21 protein-coding genes and 1 tRNA gene are annotated in these 21,856 nt (G+C 72.4%); 7 read left to right on the forward strand and 15 right to left on the reverse strand.

Going from position 1 to position 21,856, the window contains the following annotated elements; genetic code table 11:
- Positions 1 to 23 precede the first annotated feature (23 nt).
- The 6 genes from AERO9AM_RS17205 to mmuM all read right to left on the reverse strand — a co-directional run bounded on the left by AERO9AM_RS17205 (position 24) and on the right by mmuM (position 5,639).
- Positions 24 to 1,817 (reverse strand): ABC1 kinase family protein, encoded by a 1,794-nt coding sequence (locus AERO9AM_RS17205; protein ID WP_159577250.1) that lies wholly within the window; start codon positions 1,815 to 1,817, stop codon positions 24 to 26.
- Positions 1,807 to 2,364 (reverse strand): DUF3995 domain-containing protein, encoded by a 558-nt coding sequence (locus AERO9AM_RS17210; protein ID WP_159577251.1) that lies wholly within the window; start codon positions 2,362 to 2,364, stop codon positions 1,807 to 1,809. The genes AERO9AM_RS17205 and AERO9AM_RS17210 overlap by 11 nt, the downstream gene beginning before the upstream one ends.
- A complete protein-coding gene (locus tag AERO9AM_RS17215; protein WP_159577252.1) occupies positions 2,364 to 2,957 on the reverse strand; it encodes a PadR family transcriptional regulator in 594 nt (197 codons plus the stop codon). The genes AERO9AM_RS17210 and AERO9AM_RS17215 overlap by 1 nt, the downstream gene beginning before the upstream one ends.
- Positions 2,958 to 3,325: 368 nt before the next feature.
- Positions 3,326 to 3,613, reverse strand: coding sequence for a hypothetical protein (locus AERO9AM_RS17220; RefSeq protein WP_159577253.1), 288 nt, complete (start codon positions 3,611 to 3,613; stop codon positions 3,326 to 3,328).
- Positions 3,610 to 4,470 (reverse strand): response regulator transcription factor, encoded by an 861-nt coding sequence (locus tag AERO9AM_RS17225; RefSeq protein ID WP_236602667.1) that lies wholly within the window; start codon positions 4,468 to 4,470, stop codon positions 3,610 to 3,612. Before AERO9AM_RS17225 ends, AERO9AM_RS17220 begins: the two co-directional genes overlap by 4 nt.
- A 224-nt stretch (positions 4,471 to 4,694) precedes the next feature.
- Positions 4,695 to 5,639, reverse strand: coding sequence for a homocysteine S-methyltransferase (mmuM, locus tag AERO9AM_RS17230; protein ID WP_201298674.1), 945 nt, complete (start codon positions 5,637 to 5,639; stop codon positions 4,695 to 4,697).
- Between the two features lie 107 nt (positions 5,640 to 5,746).
- On the opposite strand from mmuM, the gene AERO9AM_RS17235 reads away from it, so the two are divergent.
- The gene (locus tag AERO9AM_RS17235) at positions 5,747 to 6,613 is read left to right on the forward strand and encodes an IclR family transcriptional regulator (RefSeq protein WP_159577255.1); all 867 of its coding nucleotides are present in this window, start codon (positions 5,747 to 5,749) and stop codon (positions 6,611 to 6,613) included.
- On the opposite strand, the gene AERO9AM_RS17240 is transcribed toward AERO9AM_RS17235, so the two are convergent.
- The 3 genes from AERO9AM_RS17240 to AERO9AM_RS17250 form a co-directional block, all read right to left on the reverse strand.
- A complete protein-coding gene (locus tag AERO9AM_RS17240; protein WP_159577256.1) occupies positions 6,607 to 7,359 on the reverse strand; it encodes an IclR family transcriptional regulator domain-containing protein in 753 nt (250 codons plus the stop codon). The two genes, AERO9AM_RS17235 and AERO9AM_RS17240, sit on opposite strands and share 7 nt — an antisense overlap.
- Positions 7,360 to 7,433: 74 nt before the next feature.
- Positions 7,434 to 8,561, reverse strand: a complete 1,128-nt coding sequence (gene alr / locus AERO9AM_RS17245) for an alanine racemase (RefSeq protein ID WP_159577257.1) — start codon at positions 8,559 to 8,561, stop codon at positions 7,434 to 7,436.
- Complete coding sequence (locus AERO9AM_RS17250; protein ID WP_159577258.1) at positions 8,558 to 10,081, reverse strand: amino acid permease; 1,524 nt, start codon at positions 10,079 to 10,081, stop codon at positions 8,558 to 8,560. The genes alr and AERO9AM_RS17250 overlap by 4 nt, the downstream gene beginning before the upstream one ends.
- Before the next feature lie 287 nt (positions 10,082 to 10,368).
- On the opposite strand from AERO9AM_RS17250, the gene AERO9AM_RS17255 reads away from it, so the two are divergent.
- Positions 10,369 to 11,424: a homoserine dehydrogenase gene (locus tag AERO9AM_RS17255; protein WP_159577259.1), complete on the forward strand. Its 1,056-nt coding sequence runs from the start codon at positions 10,369 to 10,371 to the stop codon at positions 11,422 to 11,424.
- The gene (locus tag AERO9AM_RS17260; RefSeq protein ID WP_159577260.1) at positions 11,421 to 12,872 is read left to right on the forward strand and encodes an aldehyde dehydrogenase family protein; all 1,452 of its coding nucleotides are present in this window, start codon (positions 11,421 to 11,423) and stop codon (positions 12,870 to 12,872) included. Before AERO9AM_RS17255 ends, AERO9AM_RS17260 begins: the two co-directional genes overlap by 4 nt.
- A gap of 61 nt (positions 12,873 to 12,933) precedes the next feature.
- Here AERO9AM_RS17260 and AERO9AM_RS17265 read toward each other — a convergent pair whose 3' ends face one another.
- Entirely contained in the window at positions 12,934 to 13,362 is a 429-nt protein-coding gene (locus AERO9AM_RS17265) for an Lrp/AsnC family transcriptional regulator (protein WP_159577261.1), read from the reverse strand.
- Between the two features lie 104 nt (positions 13,363 to 13,466).
- Between AERO9AM_RS17265 and AERO9AM_RS17270 the strand changes: the two genes are divergently transcribed.
- The gene (locus tag AERO9AM_RS17270; RefSeq protein WP_159577262.1) at positions 13,467 to 14,666 is read left to right on the forward strand and encodes a trans-sulfuration enzyme family protein; all 1,200 of its coding nucleotides are present in this window, start codon (positions 13,467 to 13,469) and stop codon (positions 14,664 to 14,666) included.
- 138 nt (positions 14,667 to 14,804) lie between these two features.
- Here the strand turns inward: AERO9AM_RS17270 and AERO9AM_RS17275 are convergent.
- A tRNA-Arg gene (locus AERO9AM_RS17275) sits at positions 14,805 to 14,877 on the reverse strand.
- A gap of 113 nt (positions 14,878 to 14,990) precedes the next feature.
- Complete coding sequence (locus tag AERO9AM_RS17280; RefSeq protein ID WP_201298675.1) at positions 14,991 to 15,644, reverse strand: asparagine synthase; 654 nt, start codon at positions 15,642 to 15,644, stop codon at positions 14,991 to 14,993.
- Between the two features lie 133 nt (positions 15,645 to 15,777).
- Here AERO9AM_RS17280 and AERO9AM_RS17285 point away from each other — a divergent pair, with 133 nt between their 5' ends.
- Positions 15,778 to 16,629, forward strand: coding sequence for an SDR family NAD(P)-dependent oxidoreductase (locus tag AERO9AM_RS17285; protein WP_159577264.1), 852 nt, complete (start codon positions 15,778 to 15,780; stop codon positions 16,627 to 16,629).
- Positions 16,630 to 16,639: 10 nt separating this feature from the next.
- Here AERO9AM_RS17285 and AERO9AM_RS17290 read toward each other — a convergent pair whose 3' ends face one another.
- The 3 genes from AERO9AM_RS17290 to AERO9AM_RS17300 all read right to left on the reverse strand — a co-directional run bounded on the left by AERO9AM_RS17290 (position 16,640) and on the right by AERO9AM_RS17300 (position 19,543).
- Positions 16,640 to 17,434 carry a GntR family transcriptional regulator gene (locus AERO9AM_RS17290; protein WP_159577265.1) on the reverse strand — a complete coding sequence of 265 codons (795 nt, stop codon included), beginning with the start codon at positions 17,432 to 17,434 and terminating at the stop codon, positions 16,640 to 16,642.
- Positions 17,435 to 17,534: 100 nt separating this feature from the next.
- Positions 17,535 to 18,065, reverse strand: a complete 531-nt coding sequence (locus tag AERO9AM_RS17295; RefSeq protein ID WP_201298676.1) for a gluconokinase — start codon at positions 18,063 to 18,065, stop codon at positions 17,535 to 17,537.
- 17 nt (positions 18,066 to 18,082) lie between these two features.
- Positions 18,083 to 19,543: a GntP family permease gene (locus AERO9AM_RS17300; RefSeq protein WP_442923274.1), complete on the reverse strand. Its 1,461-nt coding sequence runs from the start codon at positions 19,541 to 19,543 to the stop codon at positions 18,083 to 18,085.
- A gap of 136 nt (positions 19,544 to 19,679) precedes the next feature.
- On the opposite strand from AERO9AM_RS17300, the gene AERO9AM_RS17305 reads away from it, so the two are divergent.
- Both AERO9AM_RS17305 and AERO9AM_RS17310 read left to right on the forward strand, forming a co-directional pair.
- Positions 19,680 to 20,402: a FadR/GntR family transcriptional regulator gene (locus AERO9AM_RS17305; RefSeq protein WP_159577266.1), complete on the forward strand. Its 723-nt coding sequence runs from the start codon at positions 19,680 to 19,682 to the stop codon at positions 20,400 to 20,402.
- 167 nt (positions 20,403 to 20,569) lie between these two features.
- Positions 20,570 to 21,838, forward strand: a complete 1,269-nt coding sequence (locus tag AERO9AM_RS17310) for an alpha/beta fold hydrolase (protein WP_236602668.1) — start codon at positions 20,570 to 20,572, stop codon at positions 21,836 to 21,838.
- The last annotated feature ends 18 nt before the right edge of the window (positions 21,839 to 21,856 follow it).

Here is a 21,856-nt window from a genome sequence, read left to right on the forward strand (position 1 = left end):
CGGCGGGCGGTCTCGGCGGGCGCCTAACGCGGTCCGCGCCGGGACAGTCCCGCGAACAGCGCGTGCAGCAGCGGCAGCGCCGAGACGCTCATCAGCACGATGCCGAGCGCGGGCGCCGGCGCGAGCACGAGCGCCCCGCCGATGAGCAGCGCGGCGAACAGCAGCGCCGAGACGCCGCGCCGGATGAGGCCGTCGATGCGGTCCAGCCGGCGCTCGATGCGCGAGGTGTCGAACGCGACGGATCCGTCGTCGACGCGCGTGATGAGCTCGTCGATCCGCCTCGGCAGCCGCCACAGGATGCCGGCGTTCGCGACGGTCTGTGCTGCGAAGTCCTGCACGATGTTGCCGCTCTCGTCGGCGAGCAGGCGGGTCGCGTAAGGCTCGATCGATTCCCAGATGTTGAACTGCGGATCCAGTCCGCTGCACATCCCGGAGGTGAGCGACACCGCCCGGATCAGCAGCAGCAGCCCTTCCGGGAGCTGCACCGGCAGCGCGCGCATCGTGTCGCCGAACTCGACGGCGAAGCTCTGGAACTCGCGCGGATCCACGTCGCGCAGCTCGGCGAAGCCCATCCCGCCGAAGCGGGCGAACAGGGCGGAGAGGGCGCGCTCGAGCTCGCGGTTCTCCGCCGACGGCATCAGCACGCCGATCTCCTGTGCGGCCGCGACCATGCCCTTCCCGTCGCGCGAGGCGGCGGCGATGAACAGCGTGCGCAGCCCGTGCCGGATCCCCTCGGGCACCTCCGCCATCATCCCGAAGTCGATGAAGGTGAGCCGCCACGCGGGATGGTCCTTCGCGGGCGGGCTGCCGGTCGCTGAGCCCGTCGAAGCGCCCGGCATCCCGAGCCCTCCGGCCCGGTGCGGGGTCACGAAGATGTTGCCGGGATGCGGATCCGCATGCACGAAGCCGTGCGTGAACACCTGGTCGAACATGACCTCGGCGAACACGCGCGCGACCTCGGCCGGGTCGATGCCCGCCGCACGCAGGGCATCGACGTCGTTGATCTTGATCGCGGTGACGTCCGAGAGGGTGAGCACGCGACGCGTGGTGCGCTCCCAGGCGACGAGCGGGGCGTCCACCCGGGGGTCGTCGGCGAACGCCTCGGCGAACCGCTCCGCCGCCGCGGCCTCGTGGATGTAGTCGATCTCCTCGAGGCTCGTCTGGGCGAACTCCGCCACGAGCGCCGGAGCGTTCACGCGATCGGCGATGAACCGGATCCGCCGCAACCAGCCGGCGACGCGGCGGAGCGCGGCGAGATCGGTGGCGACCACCTGATCGATGCCCGGGCGCTGCACCTTGACGACGACCTCGGCGAACCCGGTGTCAGCCGCGTCCTGCGCAGAGAGCCGGGCGCGATGCGCCTGCCCCAGCGATGCCGCGGCGAGCGGGGTCTCCTCGAACCACGCGAACGCGCGCTCGAGGGGCACGCCGAGCTCGGCTTCGGCGAGCGCGCGGATCCGGTCCACGGGCACGGCCGGCACCTCGTCCTGCAGACCGGCGAGCTCGGTGGTGATCTCGGGCGGCAGCACGTCGAGGCGCGAGGAAAGGAACTGGCCGACCTTGATCATCAGTCCGCCCAGCTGCACGGCGAGCACGTGGAACCGCTGCGCGAGCGTGCGCATCCGCCGCTCGCGGCTGCTCTCGGCGACACGAGCCAGACCGATCCGCGGCAGGGCGATCTCGAACCACCACAACTGCGCGAGCACGCGCGCGGCGAAGCCCAGGATCCGCCGGTACCGCGCGCGCAGCGGCGCGCTCTGGCCCTCCGCCCCGGCAGTGCGCAGCGACGGCGAGCCCGGACTCCGATCAACGACCATGACGACGTGCCTCCGGTCCCATCTTCCTTCGCCCGGACGCCCCGGACATCCCCACGGCGACCGCCGCACCGAGCAGAAGGCACACGGGCCGGTAGACCACGCGGTCGAGCCTGCGGAAGCGCGCGCTCGGCGCGGGCAGCCGCAGGATCCGCGTCGCCACCACACCGCCGACGAGTCCTCGAGCGATCAGCGCCGCGGCGGCCCCCGCGCGGATCAGTGTCGCGACAGGCCTGTCTCCGCCGACGCCGCCGGTGACGGCCGCACCGCCGATCGCCAGAGCCGCCACCGCCGCCGTGGGTCCCGTGCCGGGCACGGACGCCGATCCCACCACGGCATCGGCGAGAGCATCCGCATCCCGCGCAGGCCACGGGCTGCCTGCCGCCCAGACGAGGTGAAGGATGCCGACCGCGGCAAGCCCGGTCGCGCCCACCACCCGGCCCGCGACATTCACCGCACGGGGAGAGCCGGTCACCCCGAGGATCGCGGCGGCCTCCCCCACCGCAGTCGTGCCCGGGAGCTCGGCGCGTTCTGCGGCTCCTCCCGCCATCAGTCGGCGAGGATCGCGTACAGGCGGCGCCGGGCTTCGTCGAGCACATCGACCGCCTGCTGCACCTGCTCGGGAGTGCCCGTGCGCGCGACCTGCGCGGCGGCGCCGGCGAGGTCCACCCCGGCCTTCGGCAGCGCGCCGAACGACGCCGCACCGGTGCGCGCGCTGGAGCCCTCCCACGGCGGGGTGCCCGCCTCGTCCGCGACGGCGCGGCCGGCCTCGGTGAGCGAGTAGGTCTTGCGCCCGCCCTGCTCCGCGGCCTCGATGAGCCCCTCGTCCGCCAGCAGCTGCAGGGTCGGATAGACGGATCCGGCGCTCGGCTTCCACGAGCCGCCGCTGCGTTCCTCGATCTCCTGGATGATCTGGTATCCGTGCATGGGCTGCTCCGCGAGCAGGGCGAGCACCGCCGTGCGCACGTCGCCGCGCGCCATGCGCGGGCCCGAAGGGCGCTGCTCAAACGATGCGCGCAGGTGCTCCATGGCCTCCCAGAGCCCGGCGGCGGGATTCATTCCCGGGCGCCCGCCGAAGCCGCGGCCGCCACCCGGGCCGAATCCCGTCCCGCCGAAACCACGCGATGCATAGCTGTTGTCCATGACGACCTCCTCAGGTCCGACTCCTGTCGAGCGATAGTCAACGATATGTCGCTATGTATCGGAAGGGAAGAGCCCCGCCCCAGATCCGTCCTGCCTGACCTCGTCTTCGCATCCGCCCGGACGCAATTCAGGCTGGAACGCGCCGCGACCCCGCATATCGGGCGAAATCGGCGATCCAGGGCATTCCAGCCTGAGTTGTGCACTCCACGGCCGCGATACCGATGCCCCGCAACCCGTGGACGCACTCTCAGGTGATCGATAGGATCCGAGAACCCGATGCCGACCGACCCGAACGGCGACTGCGAGAGCGAGCAGCACCGGCGTGGTGCGCGCCAGCACGCCTCCGAGGAGGATCACGCCCACGGCGATCAGAGCTGTAACCCACCAAGGTCGCCGCCGAGCGATCCCGGAGTCCGCCGCCGAGTGGGACCGGGGGACGGGGCGGTGGTGGGCATCGGCGCGGGGATCCGCGGGCCGCGCCCGTCGGCGATCTCGGCGCCGCGGGCGGCGGCGCCGTTGAGGCGCGCATCGACCTGCCCGAAAAGGTAGTCGTGCAGCGAGAGCACGGCGACCACGCCGACGACGACGCTCACCGCCGCGACGAGCGCCGAGGCGATGAGCACCACCTGGAGACGGAGGCTGCGGGGACGTCTCATGCGCCTCCCCCGGCGGCGCTCTCGCGCAGATCGGATCCGTCCCGCGCCACGGATTCGGCAGCACCGGATCCTCCGGGGTCGGCGGTCGCCGGAGCGTCCGCGGCCGCGTCGGCCACGCGCAGCACGTAGCCGACCAGCCGCACGGTCTCGAGGCTGAGCGCCGTCGACGGGGCGAGCTTGCGGCGCAGGCTCGACACGTACACCTCGACCACATTGGACTCCGTGCCGAAGTCGTAGCCCCAGACCGCCTCGAGGATCTGCGCCCGCCGCAGCACGCGGCCGGCGTTGTTCGCGAGCAGGAGCAGCAGCTCGAACTCGGTGGGCGTGAGTTCGAGCGCGTTCCCGCCGAGCTGCGCCGTCGCGGCGGCCTTGTCCACGGCGAGGTCGCCGACGCGCAGCCGGGCGTCGTCGGGGCGTGCGATCGCCGCCGCGGTGCGAGCCAGCACCCGCACCCGGGCCTGCAGTTCGGCGATCGCGAAGGGCTTGGTGAGGTAGTCGTCGCCGCCGGCACGCAGTCCCGCGACGCGGTCGTCGTGGCCGTCGAGGGCCGTCAGGAACAGCACCCGGATCTCGGGCCGGATCGCCCGGATCCGCTCCAGCGTGTCCAGACCGTCGATGCCGGGCATCATGATGTCGAGCACGACCACGTCGGGCTGAAACTCGCGTACGGCGATGAGCGCGCTGCGCCCTCGGTGCTCGACGCGCACCTCCCACCCGTCGGTGCGCAGCGACTCGCCGACGGCGGCGGCGAGCGCCTGCTCGTCATCGACCACGAGGGCGCGTGCGGGGCTGCCGTCCGCGCGCACGACCGGCGGAAGCCCCAGCGGCAGGGCCGTCGCCGGCCGGTGATCCTCCACCGCGTCCTCCTCATGGTCGCCCTCATCGCCCGCGAGCCTCGCCGGGTCAGGATCCATCCTGCGCCGCGCGGCGGTATCCGTCCTGTGCTCCGGCTATGAAAGGGCTAAGGCTCGCGCTCACCGTGGTCAGGCGCTGCGGACCGCCGTGTTGCCGATATCGGCGCCGCTGATCTGCCGCAGGTGCGCCTGGGGCAGCCCGTCCCCGGCACCACCCCGCGGCAGCCTCAGCCGTCGCTGACCCGCTGGGCGAGCACGGCGATGTCGGCGGGGCCGAAGCCGCAGCAGCCACCGACGTAGCGCGCGCCGGCGTCGATCCAGGCGTCGACGAGGGCGAGGTCGAGCGGGCGCGCCTGCGACCAGGTCTTGGTCGCGCTGTCCCACACGCCGCCGTGGTTCGGATAGGCGACCGCGGGCAGCCCTGTCACCGCCACCGCGGCCTGGACCGCGCCCAGCACATCTTCCTCGTGGGAGCAGTTCACGCCCGCAGCGATGACCGTGCGGGTGCCGGCGAGCACGGCGTAGGCGTCGGCGAGCGGCTGCCCGGCGCACGTCTCGTCACCGTGCACGGAGTAGCTGAACCAGGCGGGTACGCCGAATTCGTCCAGCAAGCCGGCGAGCACCACCGCCTCGTCCAGATCCGGGATGGTCTCGACGGCGAACAGATCCGGCCCGGCCTGGGCGAGGGCCTCCAGGCGCGGCGCGTGGAAGTCGCGCAGCTGCGTCGCTCCGACCCCGTAGCGGCCGCGGTACTCCGAACCGTCGCCGAGGACCGCACCGTAGGGACCGACGGACGCCGCCACGCGGAGCCCCGGGCGGGTGGACGCGCACTCGTCGCGCACCTCGACGGCGAGCGCCACCCCGCGCATGATGAGCGCCCGCGCCTCGGCCGGCTCCATCCCGGCGGCGACGAAGCCGCGCTCGCTGGCCTGGTAGGTCGCGGTCGTCGCGACGTGGGCGCCGGCCTCGAAGAACTCCCGGTGCGCGCGGGCGATCCGCTCCGGCTCGTCCGCGAGCAGGCGCGCGGTCCACAGCGCGCCTCCCACTTCGATGCCCTGCTGCTCGAGCGCGGTGGACATCCCGCCGTCCAGCACCGTCACCATGCTGTCGTGCCCGACGGCGTCCACACCGTCGAGCCCGACCGGATCCGCTCTATTGTGGGCCGCACTCATCACGCCTCCTCCTGCCGTCCGGTGCCCTGCCGGCCGGTGCCGCGGCATCCCGTGCCCTGCCGCTCCGCGCCCGATTCCGCGTGACGACGGTCGAGTACGCTCGATCCATGCCCACCGCCGAGGACTCGCTGACCCGGAGCAGCATGGGCCGCGGCTTCGACGTGCTCTCGGCGCTCGCCGACCTCATGGTCGCATCGCCGGGCGGAGCATCGGTGCAGGAGGTCGCCCACGCCCTCGGGCGGGAACGCTCGCAGATCTCGCGCACCCTGTCGGCTCTCGCGGATCAGCGCCTCGTCGAGCGCGGCGACGATCACCGCTACCGGCTCGCCTGGGGCTGGTACGCCGCCGCCCAGGATCTCACCGACCGCCGGCTGCGCTCGGCCGGCGTCGGCGTCCTCGACGAGCTCGCCGCGCGCACCGGGGAGGCGTGCTTCCTCGGCGTGCTGCAGGGCGACAGCACCCTCACGATCGTGGAGAGCATCCCGGACGGATCCCGCATGATCGGATCCTGGATCGGCCGCGCCTATCCCGCCTTCTGCAGCGACGGCGGTCAGGCGGTGCTCTGGGACGCGACCGATGACGAGGTGCGCGCGGTGCTGGCGCAGACCCGGTTCACGAGCCCCGGCCCGAACGCGCCGGCGTCGGTGGACGATTTCCTCGACCGGCTGCACCGCGCCCGCGAGCGCGGGTACGCGATCGTCGACCAGGAGGCCGAACCGGAGCTCTACTCGGTGTCGGCGCCGGTGTGGGACTTCCGCGGCGAGGTGGCCGCGGCCGTGCAGATCGTGGGCGAGCGCACCGCGCTGCAGCCGCGCACCGACGCGCTGGCGCAGGCCTGCGTCGCCGCGGCCGAGGCGCTCTCGGCCGCGCTCGGCGCCCCCGCGGCCGGTCGTGGCACGCGCGACGTCTCGGATGCGGACCGCCGGGAGCGCGACGTCTCGGATGCGGGCCGCGGTGCGAACGCGGCTCACTGAGCCCCCGCGAGCGCGCTGAGCCGGTCGCGGGCGCCGTGCAGCGCCATCAGCGCGGCCCTGGTGCGGGTTGCGCTGCGCGGAGGGCCTGACACCGCGATGGAGGCGACGACGCCGCCGCGGCCCAGGATCGGCAGGGCCAGGTCGGTGACGCCCTCGGCGTACTCGTCCGCGGCCGTCACCACGCCGGCGGCCCTGTCCCGCTCCATGAGGGCGTGCACCTCAGCGATCGTGCGGGCGGCCGCGGGTCCGCCCACGCCCACGAACTGCACGTCGTGCAGCACCTCCTGAAGCTGCTCGGCCGAGTGCTCCCACAGCAGCGCACGGCCGGCACCCGTGCACCAGATCGGCGTCGCCATGCCGTGGCGGACCCCGCCGTCGGACGCACCCACCCCGGCCTCGGTGCGCAGCAGCAGTGCGGCCGCACCATCGGCGGCGCTCACGAGGGCGGTGGTCCCCAGCTCCGCCGCGAGCATGCGCAGCTCGTGCCGCGCGGCGCGCAGCCACGGGGCGTCCAGCGACGCAGCGACGCGGAAGTAGGCATCGCCGGCGCTGAAGACCGCGTCCTCGTCGCGCTGCAGGAACCGCAGTCCGCGCAGCTCCTGGGTGAGGCGCGAGACTCTGCTGCGCTCGATGCCGGTCGCGTCCGCGAGCCGGGAGGCCGTGAATCCGGGCCGCCCCGTCCGCTCGCGCGCCACCGCCGACCCGAGCAGCGCCAGCCCCTGCGACAGCGACGACGGCGCAGACATCTTGCTTACCTCCCTCGGCCGGCCGCTGCGCGGCGAGCCGGATCCGGCCAGCCTACCGGCCGGGCTCGCGACGTTCACGCTGCGCCTGCGCCGCACGCGCGGCGGGGAAGCAGGCGACCCCAGGCCGTGTAGAGGTCCGCGGCGATCTGGCCCGAGGCGGCCTCCAGATCCTGCGCGGTGATGGCATCGGCGCCCTGCGCGCCCGCGAGCACGACCTCGTCCCCCACCTGCACCTCGGGGTGGTCGGTGACGTCGACGAGGAGTGTGTTCATGGCCAGCTTGTCGACCACGGTCGCCCGTCGGCCGCCCACGAGCACCTGGGCGCGGCCACCGAGAACGCGGTGGAAGCCGTCGGCATAGCCGAGCGGGACGACCGCGAGGCGGGAGGTGCGGGTGGTGCGGTGCATCCGGTCGTAGCCGACCGTGCTGCCCGCCGAGTAGACGTTGAGCGCGGCGACACGGGAGAGCAGCCGCAGCGCCGGCTTGAGGAGTCCCGGCCTCGCCGAGGTGTCGCCGTAGAGCGCCGCGCCGATGCGGACGAGGTCGAACCTCGAGGCGGGCACGGTCAGCGCAGCGTACGAGGTCGCGCAGTGCCGTTCGAGGGGGCCGTCTGCGCCGGCTCCGAGCAGGGCGACGGCCTGGGCCGACTGCGCGCGGAACTCCTCTGCGCCCTCGGCGACGTCGTGCTCGTCCTCGCAGGGGAAGTGCGCGCAGACCCCGATCGGGCGCACGCCGGGGAGTCCGCCGATGGCGCTGACCTCCTCGCGCCCGCCCGCGCGGTGCAGGTCGACGCCGTCCCGGCTGAGACCGGTGGCGTTGATGGAGACGTGCACCCCGATCCGGCGACCGATCGCACGCGCGGCCGCATCGATCTCCCGCGCGTGGGCCAGACCGCCCGCCCATTCCTCGACGTGCGCCGATGCGGCATCCTCGATCTCCTCGCGCAGCGCGGGGCGCAGGCGCAGGATCCGGCCGCGGAACCCGAGCCGTCGCGCCCGGTGCGCCTCGTCATTGCCGGTGACGCCGATCCGGTCGACGCCGGCGGCCATGAGGACCGGGAGGACGAGGTCGACGCCGTGCCCGTAGGCGTCGGCCTTGACCACCGCGCACAGCGGCGTGGTGCCGAGCTCGCGCCGGACGATCGCGATGTTGTCCGCGATCGCATCGACGTCGACCTCGATCCATCCCGGTCCGCGGGTCATCGTCCGCCGCCGCCGATGGGCTCCTCGACCGCAGGGTCCTCGGCGACGCTCACCGGCGCCTCCTCCGAGACCGCCTCGACGCGCGCCGCGCCGCGCCGGCCGTAGCGCCACCAGAAGTACAGGTAGCACAGCCCCACGAACGGCAGGCCGAAGTACAGCGCGGCGACCTGGTTCGGGTCGAACGCGATCGCCACCACCGAGACGAGCAGGAGCACGAAGGCGAGGATCGGCACGATCGGGAACAGCGGCGTGCGGTAGGGCAGCGTGCTCAGGTCGCCGCCCCGGCGCAGGAAGGCGCGGCGGTGGAAGAACTGCGCCGCGACGATCGACATCCACACGGCGACGACCGCGAAGCCGGCGATCGACACGAGCGCGAGGTACACGGTCTCGGCCGCGATCACGCTCGACAGCAGCGAGACCAGGCCGAGCGCCATGCTCACGCTGAGGGCGACGATCGGGATCCCCCGCCGGGTGAGCCGGGTGAACGCCTTGGGGGCGTGACCCTCCTCGGCGAGCGAGAACAGCATGCGCGCGCACGAGAACAGGCCGCTGTTGCCCGCCGACAGCAGCGCGGTGATGATGACGAAGTTCATGATGTCGGGGGCGAACGGCACTCCCACGTACTGGAAGACGTCGACGAACGGGCTGCTCGTCACGCTCGCCTTGTCGTAGGGCAGGATCGCCGCGATGACGGTGATGGACCCCACGAACAGCACGAGCAGCCGCAGCACGGTGGAGCGCAGGGCACGGGGGATGTTCTTGCCCGGATCCTTCGTCTCACCCGCGGCGACGCCGATCAGCTCGGATCCGCTGAACGCGTAGAACACGGCGAGCGAGGTCATCAGCACTCCGCCGAAGCCTCCGGGGAACAGGCCGTGGGGCGTGTCGAAGTTGCGGAACAGCACCGCTCCCGGGTGCTCGCCCGACAGCGGGGTGAAGCCGAAGATCGCCGCGCCGCCGAGCACGATGAGCACGACGATGGCGAGCACCTTGATGAGGGAGAACCAGAACTCGGTCTCACCGAACACGCGAGCGGAGATCGCGTTGATCGTGAACAGGACGGCCGCGAAGACGAGGCACCACACCCACACGGGCACGGCAGGGAACCAGCGCTGCATGAGGATGCCGGCCGCCGTGAACTCCGAGCCGAGGGCCACCACCCAGCACAGCCAGTACAGCCATGCGGTGGTGAAGCCGGTGGCCGGACCGATCGAGCGGGCCGCGTAGATGTGGAAGGCGCCGGACACGGGGTACGCCGTGGCGAGCTCGCCCAGGCAGGCCATCACGAGGTAGACGACGAGCGCGCCGATCAGGTACGCGATGATCGCGCCGAGCGGGCCTGCCTGGCTGATCGTGTAGCCGGAGCTCAGGAACAGGCCGGATCCGATCACGCCGCCGAGGGCGATCATGATCAGGTGGCGCGCGTCCATCGAGCGCTGCAGGCGCCGCAGCGGCACCTGGGTCGCGGTGGTGCGGGGCAGAGCGTTGGGGAGTTCCTTCTCCCCGGGCAATGGGCTCATGAGGTCTCGCATTCAAGTCGGGAGGGGCAGAGACGGAAAGGCTTCGTGCTATATCACCACAGCGGCGTGCTGATGCCGCACGAATTGTTTCCGGACATTACCCTCGCGCCGCTCCCCCGCACAAGCGATCCGGAGCCCGGAAACGCCCCCGGCGGCAGGTCCGGGCAGATCGGCAGCCCCACCGCCGCATCGGCAGTCCGCAGGGACGAAGGGGCAGGCGCGCACCGCCGCACCCCGCGCGGAGGATGAATGCCGCAGCATCCGTCCCTCTCCCGAAGGAGTCCGCCGTGCATCGTCACGACCTCGCCCTCATCGGCTTCGGCGGCGTCAACCGCGCCCTCGCCGAGATCATCCACACCCGTGCCGACGAGCTCGCCGACGACCTCGGCTTCGCGCTGCGCGTCGTCGCGATCACCGACCTGCGGCTCGGCTCCCTCATGCAGGCGGACGGGATCGACCTCGGCGCCGTGTTCGCGCTGCCCGAGGGCGCGACCTTCGCCGGCATGCCGGGCGGGGCCGCGGTGCCGCAGAACGACTTCGTGATCCGGAGCACCACGGCGGACATCGTCGTCGAGGCCACCTTCACGAACCCCGTCGACGGCGAGCCCGCGGTGTCGCACGTGCGCGCGGCGCTGGAGAGCGGCAAGAGCGTGACCACCACGAACAAGGGTCCGGTCGCGCTCGCGGGCGCCGAACTGCGCCGCATCGCCGCCGACCACGGCGTGCGGTTCGAGCACGAGGGCGCCGTCATGAGCGGCACCCCCGTGCTCCGCTTCGCCGCCGACATGCTCCGCGGCACCCGCATCGCGGGCGTCGAGGGCATCCTCAACGGCACGAGCAACTTCGTGCTCGGCCGCATGGAGGCGGGTGCGACGCTCGCCGAGGCCGTCGCCGAGGCGCAGGCGCTGGGATACGCCGAGGCGGATCCGACCGCGGACATCGAGGGATCCGATGTGCAGCTCAAGGTCGTGATCCTCGCGAACGAGGTGCTGGGCGCCGAGATCACCACCGACGACGTGGTGCTCCGCGGCATCTCGACCATCACGCCGGAGGACGTCGCGACGGCTGCGGCGGAGGGCCGCCGCTGGAAGCTCATCGGCTCCGCGGTCCGCACGGCGGACGGCGACGTGGTCGCCTCGGTGGAGCCGGTGGCGCTGCCGCTCTCGCATCCGCTCGCCGGCGTCTCCGGACCGACCAACGCGGTCTCCTTCGACACCGACCTGCTCGGGACGGTGACCGTGTCGGGCCCCGGCGCGGGGCGCGTCGAGACGGCGTACGCGCTGCTGTCCGACATCATCGCGATCGACGCGCACGCCCGCGCCGTCGCGGAGGCGTCGCGATGAGCGCGCCCGCCGCGACGCACCGGCCCGACGCCGCGCACAACGCTGTCGCCGCCCCTGCCGCCCACGACGCCGCCCCCGGCGAGCTGCTCGTCCACGACCCCTACGACGACCGCGTGATCGGGGCCGTGCCGCGCAGCACCCCCGAGGACCTGGATCGCCTGCTCGCCCGCGCCCGGAGCGGCTTCGCCGCGGCGCGCGAGCTCACCCGCTACGACCGCCACGGCATCCTCGAGCGCACCGCTTCCCTGCTGCGCGCCCGCGCCGACGAGGCCGCGGCGCTCATCGTGCGGGAGGCGGGCAAGACGATCCGCCAGGCGCGAAAGGAGGTGCGCCGCGCGGTCACGACGCTCTCCCTGTCGGCCGAGGCGGCGCGCTCGAACGCGGGCGAGGTGATCCCCTTCGACGCGTTCGAGGGATCCGGGAACCGGCGCGGCTGGTTCACCCGCGAGCCGCTCGGCATCGTCGTCGCGATCACGCCGTACAACGACGCGCTCAACCTCGTCGCGCACAAGCTCGGGCCCGCGGTGGCCGCGGGGAACTCCGTGATCCTGAAGCCGTCACCGCTCACGCCGCTCACGGCGCGGTTCCTCGTCGGGCTGCTCATCGAGGCGGGGATGCCGCCGGAGATCGTCACGGTCGTGCACGGCGACCGCGAACTCGCCCAGGCGCTCGTCTCCGCCCGCGAGGTGCGCCTGGTGTCGTTCACCGGCGGCTTCACGACCGGCGAGGCGATCGCCCGCGGCGCCGGGCTCAAGCGGCTCGCGATGGAGCTCGGCGGCAACGCGCCGGTCATCGTGTTCGCCGACGCCGACATCCCGGCTGCGGTCGAGGCGTGCGTATCGGGCGCATTCTGGGCCGCCGGACAGAACTGCGTCGGCGCGCAGCGGATCCTGGTGCAGCGCGAGGTGCACGAGGAGTTCCGCGCCGCGTTCGTGGCGCGCACGCGGGCGCTGATCGCCGGAGACCCGTCCGACGAGGTCACCGACGTGGGGCCGATGATCTCGCGCGCAGCGGCCGAGCGCGCCGAGCGGCTCGTCGACGACGCCGTCGCCGCGGGAGCCGCCGTCCTCACCGGGCATCGCCGGGACGGGTCGGTGTACTGGCCGACCGTGGTGGAGGGCGTGCCGTTCTCGTGCGCCCTGTGGTGCGACGAGGCCTTCGCACCCATCGCCGTGCTCTCGGCGTTCGACACCGAGGACGAGGCCGTCGCCCAGGCCGATGAGATCGAGTACGCGCTGCACGCCGGGGTCTTCACATCGGACCTGTCACGGGCGCTGCGGGTCTCGGAGCGCATCGAGGCGGGCGGGGTGATGATCAACGACTCCTCGGACTACCGCGTCGACAGCATGCCCTTCGGGGGAGCCAAGTACGGCAGCATGGGCCGCGAGGGCGTGCGGTTCGCGTTCGAGGAGATGACGCAGCCCAAGGTCGTGTGCATCTCGACCTGACCGGCCTGCCGTCGACGCGGGCGGATCCGCGGGTCGGCGGACGCGGATCCGCCGACCCGGCTCAGGGGCGGTCGATGACCCGTGCGAGCGATACCGAGGTCACGGTGTTCGCCACTCCGGGCAGCGCAGCGATGTGCTCCCAGATCTCGCCGACACGATCCATGCCCTCGGCCTGCACGATGGCGAGCAGGTCGAACTCGCCGGAGAGCACGTCGCAGCGCACGATCTCGGGGATGCGGGCGAGCTCGGTCACGACGTGCGCCCCGCGCATGCGGTCCTCGCGGTACACGAGCACGATCGCCGTCACCCTGCGACCCGCCTCGGGCCCCGGCACGACCGTGTAGCCGCCGATGACGCCGTCGCGCTCCATCCGCTCGATGCGCTGCTTCACCGCATTGCGGGAGAGGTGCACCCGGGCGGCCAGCGCGACCAGGGGCGTGCGTGCGTCCGCGGTCAGCTCCGCGAGGATCCGGTGATCCGTGCCGTCCATCTTGCCCCTTCCCTTTCCGTGCAATATAAACAATCGTAGTTGCTGATACAACACATGCGAGGAGTGGTCCGGGACTGCCGGCGGCCTCGCCCCAGGAGGATCCCATGCCCGAACGCCCCGACCGCACCCGGCCCGTCACGCTGTCCGAGGCGAGCCTCGCCGTGCACGGCGGGATCCACGTCGACTCGACGCTGGCGCTGCGCACGCCGCTCGTGATGGCCAACTCGTACCAGCTGCCGGACGATCCCAGCGAGATCAGCTGGTCGGCCACGGCGCCCGGCCTGTACACGCGCAACACCGGCGTGAACCAGCAGGCGCTGCAGGAGAAGCTCGCCGCGCTGGACGGCGGTGAGGACGCCGTGGCCCTCGCGTCCGGCGTCGCGGCGCTGCACGCGGTGTTCTTCACACACGTGCGGGTCGGCGACCACGTCGTCGTCAGCGACATCACGTACGAGGCGACCTGGCGGCTGTGGTCCGAGCTGCTGCCGCAGCGCTACGGCATCGAGGCCACCTTCGTGGACATCACCGACCACGAAGCGGTGCGCGCCGCGATGCGCGCGAACACGCGCCTGGTGTGCGTCGAGGCGATCGCCAACCCGACGACGCAGGTCACCGACGTCGCGGCGATCGCCGCCATCGCGCACGAGCACGGCGCGCTGCTGATGGTCGACTCCACGTACACGCCGCCGCCCGTGTACCGGCCGCTGCGGGACGGCGCCGATCTCGTCGTGCACTCGCTCACGAAGTACATCAACGGCCACGGCGACGCGATGGGCGGAGCCGTCATCGGGCGGCACGAGCTCATCGAGCCAATCAAGGCCGACGCCATGGTCGACGTGGGCGGCATCATCTCGCCGTTCAATGCGTGGCAGATCCAGCGCGGCTCGGTGACGCTCCCGCTGCGCATGCGGCAGCACCTGGCGTCCGCACAGGCGATCGCGGAGTTCCTCGAGGCGGATCCGCGGGTCGCCTACATCTACTACCCCGGGCTCCCCTCGCACCCGCAGCACGAGCTCGCCACCCGCCAGTTCCCGCACGGATCCGGCGGCATGATGGCCTTCGCCGTCGACGGCGGTCCCTCGGTGCAGAACCGGTTCGTGGCGAACCTGCGCCTGATCACCTCGGGTTTCTCCCTCGGTCACGACGACTCCCTGATCGTGCACACGGGCACCGAGGGAGGCCGCGTGGCCGCGTACCCCGAGCCGTTCCGCCGGATGGGGCACCTGCGCCTCTCCGTCGGGCTGGAGGACACCGCCGACCTGCTGGCCGACCTGCAGGGCGCCCTCGACGAGACCTTCGCCTGATCACTCGACTCGGCCGGGACGGTGCACCCGTGCCGGCCGAGTCGTTCGTCAGCACGCTCCCCCGGAAACAGGGCACACCCCCGGAAACAGCGAAACGGCCCGCCGAAGCGGGCCGTTTCTTACTGTCTCAACACAGTGTGCGCCTGGAGGGACTCGAACCCCCAACCTTCTGATCCGTAGTCAGATGCTCTATCCATTGAGCTACAGGCGCATCCGGTCTTTCACAAGACCGCCCGCTCTCGCGGGCCTCGTCAACAATACCCCAGACCCGGGTCGGAACGCGAATCGAGCGCCCTGCGACCGGATCCGCCGGGCGTGGCGGACTCAGCCCACCTGCTTGGCGGCGCGCTTGCCCTCGCGCTTGCCCTCGCGCTCCGCCGCCTTCGCGGCGGCCTTGTTCGCCTTCTCCACGGCCTTGTCGGCCTTCTCGCGGTTCTTCCGCCGGGCGCGCTGCTCGGACGCAAGCGCCTGGAGGTCGACGAGGCGCAGCGCCTGCATCCGCGCCTCGCGCATGGTGCCGTAGTCGGGATCCTGGTCGGGGCGCATGGCCTCGACGGTGAGCCGGCTCTGCAGATTGGTGGCGACGTCGCTCCACGCCGCCGCGCGCGCCGCCTCGACGAGGAAGCGCAGCGACTCGGGATCGTCGGCCATCTCGCGCAGTCGGTCGGCGACGGCGGCGGACTGCTTGGCGCGCTTCTTGAGGTTGCGCACGTCGCGATCGCGGTAATCGTGCGTGCCGTGGGGATCCGAGTACCGACCGTGGGCGCGCTTGCGCAGCTTCGTGGCGAGCTCCGCGGCCTCCTGCGACTCCGCGGCGAGGGCCAGGAGGGCCTCATGCGCGTCGTTCATGTACTTCGCAACGTCGAAGGAGCCGCCCTCCGCGATCGTGCCCACGAGGATGTGGTTCTTGATGGTCAGGCGGGCAGCCGACGTAGCGATCGCCACGCCTTCGGCGATGGCGTCAGCGCTCTTTCCCACTCCGACCTCCTCCTGCATCGAGCGTACCGGTTCCGGTTCCGCAAGAGCAGGGCCATGGGGCAGGATGAAACCAGCGCTGTGCCCACCCGACGCCCGCGATGTCGCGTGCGAGGGCGCAGCCGTAGGAGGAGCGTTGCCCGTTCTCGACGCAGCAGGGCGCAGCAGTGCCATCACCGGTGCCGCCAACGGCATCGGTGCCGACGTCGCGCGCGCCCTGGCCCGCCGCGGCGCCCGCCTCGCACTCGTGGATCGCGATCGTGCGGGGCTGAACCGGCTCGCCGACGAGCTGCGCGCCGGCGGAGCCGACGCCACGGTGCACGCCGTCGATCTGCGCGACGATGACGCCGTGGCGGCCGCCGGTGCGGAGATCTCGTCGGCGCACCCCGAGCTGCAGACGCTCACCACGTGCGCCGGATCCTCGATGCTCGGATCCCTCGACCAGCTCACCCTCGAGGAGATGCGCTGGCTCATGGACGTCAACCTGTGGGGCACGGTGTCGATCACCAAGGCCCTGCTGCCGGCGCTGCGACGCTCATCCGCGGCGCACATCACCCACATCGCGAGCATCTACGCGCTCGCAGCTCCGGGCGGCCGCATCCCGTACGCGATGTCGAAGTTCGCGGTGCGGGCGTTCTCCGAGGCGCTCATGCACGAGCTCGAAGGGTCGACCGTGAGCGTGGGCACGGTGTACCCCGCCGGTGTCCGCACGGGGATCATCCTGCACGGGCGCTATGCGGCCGCCATCGATCCCGGCGTGGCCGGCCGCGCCGCCGCGGCCCAGGCCGCGATGTACCACATGGAGCCGGCGGACGCGGCGGAGCGCATCGTGCGTGCCATCCTGCGGCGCCGCCCGCGCACACTCATCGGACGGGAGGCGCGCCTGGTCGATGCCCTGGTACGCCTCGCCCCCGTGCACTACTGGAGCCCCATGCGCCGTCCGCTGCGCGAGGCGATCGACACCACCACCCCGATGGCGCCGCGCTGAGGGGACGCGCTCACTCCCCCGCGACGGGGACGCCCTCGGATGCCGAGGCATCGCGGTCCGGATCGCGCTCGAGCGCACCCTCGTTCTCGGACGTGCGCTCGGCTCCCCGCGAGCGCGCGCGTGCGGCGGCCGCCCGTTCGCGGATCGCGGCGGTCTCGGCGTTGTACTCGGCGAGCTTGCGCAGCGCGTTCTCGGTGCCGGCGCGCAGGTGGCGCTGCACCCGCAGGCGCAGCGTCGCCGTGTCGCGCGCGGCGAACGACTCGAAGATGCGGGCGTGATCCTCGGCCATCGCGAGGAGGTCGTCGTGGTCGCGGAACAGCAGCATGAGCCGTCCTCGCATCATGCCGAGGATCTCATTGACCGTCGCGTTCTCGGCCAGCTCCGCCATCAGCAGGTGGAACTCCGCACCTGCCGTGTGCGCCGCCGCAGCATCCCCGATCCCGGCCGCTGCGAACTCGCGGTTCAGCGCCGCCTCGACCTTCGCGAGCCCCTCGGAGTCATGCCTCAGCGCCGCCAGTTCGAACACGAGGACCTCGAGCACGTCGCGCACCTGGGCGATGTCGCGTACGTCGGCTTCGGTGAACTGCCGCACGACGGCCCAGGATCTCGGGCGGGCGATGAGAAGCCCTTCACTGAGCAGCTGTCGGATGGCCTCGCGCACGGGGAGGCGGCTCACGGCGAGCTCATCGGCGATGTCGCGCTCGATCAGGCGGTCGCCGGAGCGTCGCTGCCCCGACAGGATCGAATCGCGCAGCAGCCGCACCACCCTCGCCGATTCGAGTTCGACGCTCGACGCGTTCCCCATGGGGACATTGTGGCACCGTCGACGGGCGCCGCAACTTGTCGCACCGAGTCCATATACGCCGGCGGGGCGCCGCTCCTACGCGACGCCCCGCCTGCGTTTCTCAGTGCGCGGTGGGGGTTCCGTGCACCTCGAGCCAGTCCAGCACCTGCTGCACCGCCTCCTGCGTGGGCAGTGCCGAATCCACCACGAAGCCTGCCTCGTCGGGGCCGAGCGGCTCGAGCGTCTCCAGCTGCGAGTCCAGCAGCGAGGCCGGCATGAAGTGCCCGAGCCGACGCCCCAGACGCTCAGCGAGGTCGTGTCGCGTGCCCTCGAGATGCACGAACTCCACGCCCGGCAGCGCCAGGATCTCGCGGTAGCTGCGGCGCAGCGCGGAGCAGGTGACGATGGCGGACTCGCCGGCGGCGATCCGGTCCGCGATCCAGTCGCGGATCAGGCCCAGCCACGGCCACCGATCCTCGTCGGTGAGCGGGATCCCCGCCTCCATCTTGGCGACGTTCTCCGCCGGATGCAGGTCGTCCCCCTCTTGCAGCGGCCAGCCCAGTCGGCCGGCCAGCAGGCCCGCGAGCGTGCTCTTGCCGGATCCGGAGACCCCCATCACCACGAGGATCCGGGGTGCTGTCGTGTTCGTCATGATCCGATCCTTCCCGGTCAGCCGACGAAGAGGCCGAGGATCAGGGCGCCCACGAGGCCCACCACGGAGATCAGGCACTCCATGACCGACCACGTCTTCAGCGTCTGCGGGATGCTCAGGTCGAAGTACTCCTTGATCAGCCAGAACCCGGCGTCGTTGACGTGCGAGAGGAACAGCGACCCGGCGCCGATCGCCAGGACCAGGAGAGCGGATCCGCCCGCCGACATGTGCAGATCGTGCACCAGCGGCTGCATGATGCCGGCAGCGGTGATCGTCGCGACGGTGGCGGAGCCGGTGGCGACGCGGATCAGCACCGCGACCAGCCAGGCGAAGAACAGGACGACCGGCAGAGCACCGCCGACGTTCGAGATGGCGTGCGCGATGACCGTGCCGATCGTGGAGTCGACGAGCACCTGCTTGAAGCCGCCGCCCGCACCCACGATGAGCAGGATCCCGGCGATCGCGGGCAGCGAGGACGAGACCGAGGCGCCGACCTGCTTGGCGCTCATGGCGCCGCCGCGGCCCAGCACGACCATGCCCACGAGCACGGCGATGAGCAGCGCGATCATCGGCTTGCCGAGGAAGTCCACGATCCCCTTGACGGCCGAGGTGTCGTTCGGCGCGACGATGTCGACGATCGCGGCGAGCAGCATCAGGAACACCGGCAGCAGGATGCTGAACAGCGTGGCGCCGAAGCCGGGGCGCTTGCGCGCCTGGATCGCCGCGGTCTCCCCGGGCTGAGCGGTGTCCTCGGCCGTCTGGAACAGCGCGGGCACGGGCACGTCCACCCAGCGGGCGGCGAGGCGGCCGAACAGCGGGCCGGCGACGATGACGGTGGGGATCGCGATGAGCACGCCGAACGCCAGGGTGAGGCCGAGGTTGGCGCCGATCAGGCCGATCGCCGCGAGCGGGCCGGGGTGCGGCGGCACGAGGCCGTGCATGGCGGAGAGTCCGGCGAGCGTCGGGATCGCGATCTTGATGAGCGAGACGCCCGAGCGGCGCGCCACGAGGATGATCACGGGCACGAGCAGCACCAGCCCGACCTCGAAGAACATCGGCAGGCCGATGAGGGCGCCGACGAGGCCCATCACCCACGGCAGCGCGGCAGCGCTGGCCTTGGAGACCAGGGTGTCCACGACGCGGTCGGCGCCGCCGGAGTCGGCGAGCAGCTTGCCGTAGATCGCACCGAGGGCGATGAGCACCCCCACGCCGCCGGCGGTGTTGCCGAAGCCCGTGGAGAAGCTCGTGACCGTCTGAGTGGCCGACATGCCTGCGACGAGGCCGGTGACGATCGCACCGATCACGAGCGAGAGGAACGGGTGGAGCTTCACCCAGGTGATGAGCACCACGATCGTCGCGATGCCGACGAGCGCGGCGAGGATGAGCACCCATTCGGGGGCGGTCGTCGTGGGCGGCACCGGATCGGCGGCGGAGACGAGCATTCCCGGAACGGACGCGAGCAGGTTCGACATGGCCATGAGCTTCCTTGGTCTGGCGGAGAGATTTCGCTTCAGCGTACGTCATAAGTAGGACTTAATCAACACCTCGTGCGATATAAGCCCTTCTTCTCTGGGGCATGCGTGGATCTTGCCGGGCAATCGCCATAATGGCTCCATGAGCGAGGGAACCCGCGAGGCCGCCTCCGCGCAGCACCGACGGCTGCTCGACACGATCGGCATGCGCATCGTCGAGGGCGAGCTGGCTCCCGGCGCGCGCGTGCTGACCGCCGATGTCGCCGCCGAACTCGGCGCCTCGCGCTCCGCCATGCGCGAGGTGGTGCGCGTGCTCGAGACCATGGGCATGGTCGAGGTGCGCCGCCGCGCCGGGGTCGAGGTGCTTCCGGTCGATCGCTGGAGCGCCTACGCCCCCGAGGTGCTGCGGTGGCGGCTGGACGGATCCGATCGGCTGCGCACCCTGCACGAGCTGAGCCAGCTGCGTTCCGCGATCGAGCCGCTCGCCGCACGGCTCGCCGCCGCGCAGGCGGGGGCGGAACAGCGCGCGACCCTCGTGAAGGCCGTGCTGGGCATGGTCGAGCACAGCGACCGCGCGGACGAGCCCGCCTACCTGCAGCACGACGTGGACTTCCACGCCGCCGTGCTGCGCGGCTCGTGCAACCCGTACCTCGCGGCTCTCGCCGACGTGGTCGCCGCTCTCCTGCACGCCCGGACCGCGCACGCGCTCATGCCCCATCGCGCGGACGAGACGGCGCTCCGGCTGCACCAGGACGTGGCCGCGGCGATCACCGCGCGCGACCCCGAGGCCGCCGCCACCGCGATGGCTGCGATCGTGGCCGAGGCCGACCACGCCGTCGAGGCCATGGCGACGTCCGAGGACTGAGCGCCCGAGCGCGGAGCTCGCGGCTGCCCAGCGCCGCGCTTGAGCCTCGAGGCGTCGAGCACGGATCGATGCGCGGCGCGCGCACCGGCGGCGTCGGATCCGCTTCTTCATCCGGCTGATAGCCCAGGGCCAGTGCCCGCCTACGCGGCGGCGCGCATAATCGAGCCATGAGCAGAGCGAGCGGCACTCCTCCGCACCGCGCACCGAGCGCCGTGCTGCGGATGATCGCCGCTCCGGTGAAAGGCGTCCGGAGGGTGCGCCGGCCGGCCACCGCCACCGCGCCGGCGTTCGACCTCGCGTACGTGCGCAGCGGACCACGCGCCGACATCCCGATCGTGGTGATCCCGGGCGGACCGGGGCTGGGATCCGTGCTCCCCTACCGCCGGTTCCGGCGCGAGGCGGCGGCGCGCGGGCTCGACGTCATCATGATGGAGCACCGCGGCGTCGGCCTGTCCCGCGCGAGTCTGGACGGGCAGAGCCTGCCGCTGTCGGCGATGCGCATGGTCGACGTGGTGGACGACCTGGCCGCGGTGCTGGATCAGGAGGGTGTGACCCGGGCCTGGGTCAGCGGCTCCTCGTACGGCAGTTATGTCGCCGCCGCCTTCGGTGCGCGTCACCCGGAGCGCGTGGCCGGGATGCTGCTCGACTCCGCTCTGCAGTCCGTCGCCGACCGCGACGTCGAGCGCGCCATGATCCGGGAGCTGTTCGTCGAGGCGGACACCCGGATCGCTGCGGCGGTGCGGGAGCTCCTCGAGGAGGGATCGGATCCGCGGATCCTGCTGGGCGTCCTGCGCGCGGCCTACGAGCTCGGCGGCGAGGAGCTGCTCGAGCCGCTGCTGCGCCAGCGGCTGCACCGCTCACACCGGCGGGCCCGCAGCGACCACGGCAGTCGCGCGTCGCACGGTTCTGTGTGGACCGCACTGGAGGCCTACGTCGACAAGGCGGAGTCGGAGGCCCACGTGCCGGGGTTCTACGAGTTCGATCTCGTCGGCGCGATCGCCTTCCGGGAGCTCGGCTTCGGGCCGGATCCGGACGGCTCCGCCCTCGACCCCTCGCTCACCTACGCACCCGTGGCCGACCGCTTCCCCCGCTTCGCCGGGGAGCCCTTCGACCTGTCCGCCGCGGCCGCGGGCTTCGCCTGGCCGACGGTGCTGCTCACCGGCACACGGGACCTGCGCACCCCCGCCGCCGTCGCGCAGCGCGTGGCCGCAACGGCTCCCGACACGGTGCTCGTCGAGATCGACAACGGGCACAGCGCGCTCGAGTCGCACCCGCTCGCCCTGCTGCACGCGCTGCAGCGGCTGGCCCACGGGGAGCAGCGCCGACTGCCCGCGGAGAGCGCCCTGATGAACGCGCTGCCCCGGCGCGGCCTCGTGGCGGGGCTCCCCCGCCTGCTGCACGCGGGCGCGCGATGGGAGGCGGCCCTGCGCCCCTGACGGCGCCCCGCCCTGCGC

The sequence above is a fragment of the Microbacterium sp. 8M genome (assembly GCF_902506375.1).
GTDB lineage: Bacteria > Actinomycetota > Actinomycetes > Actinomycetales > Microbacteriaceae > Microbacterium.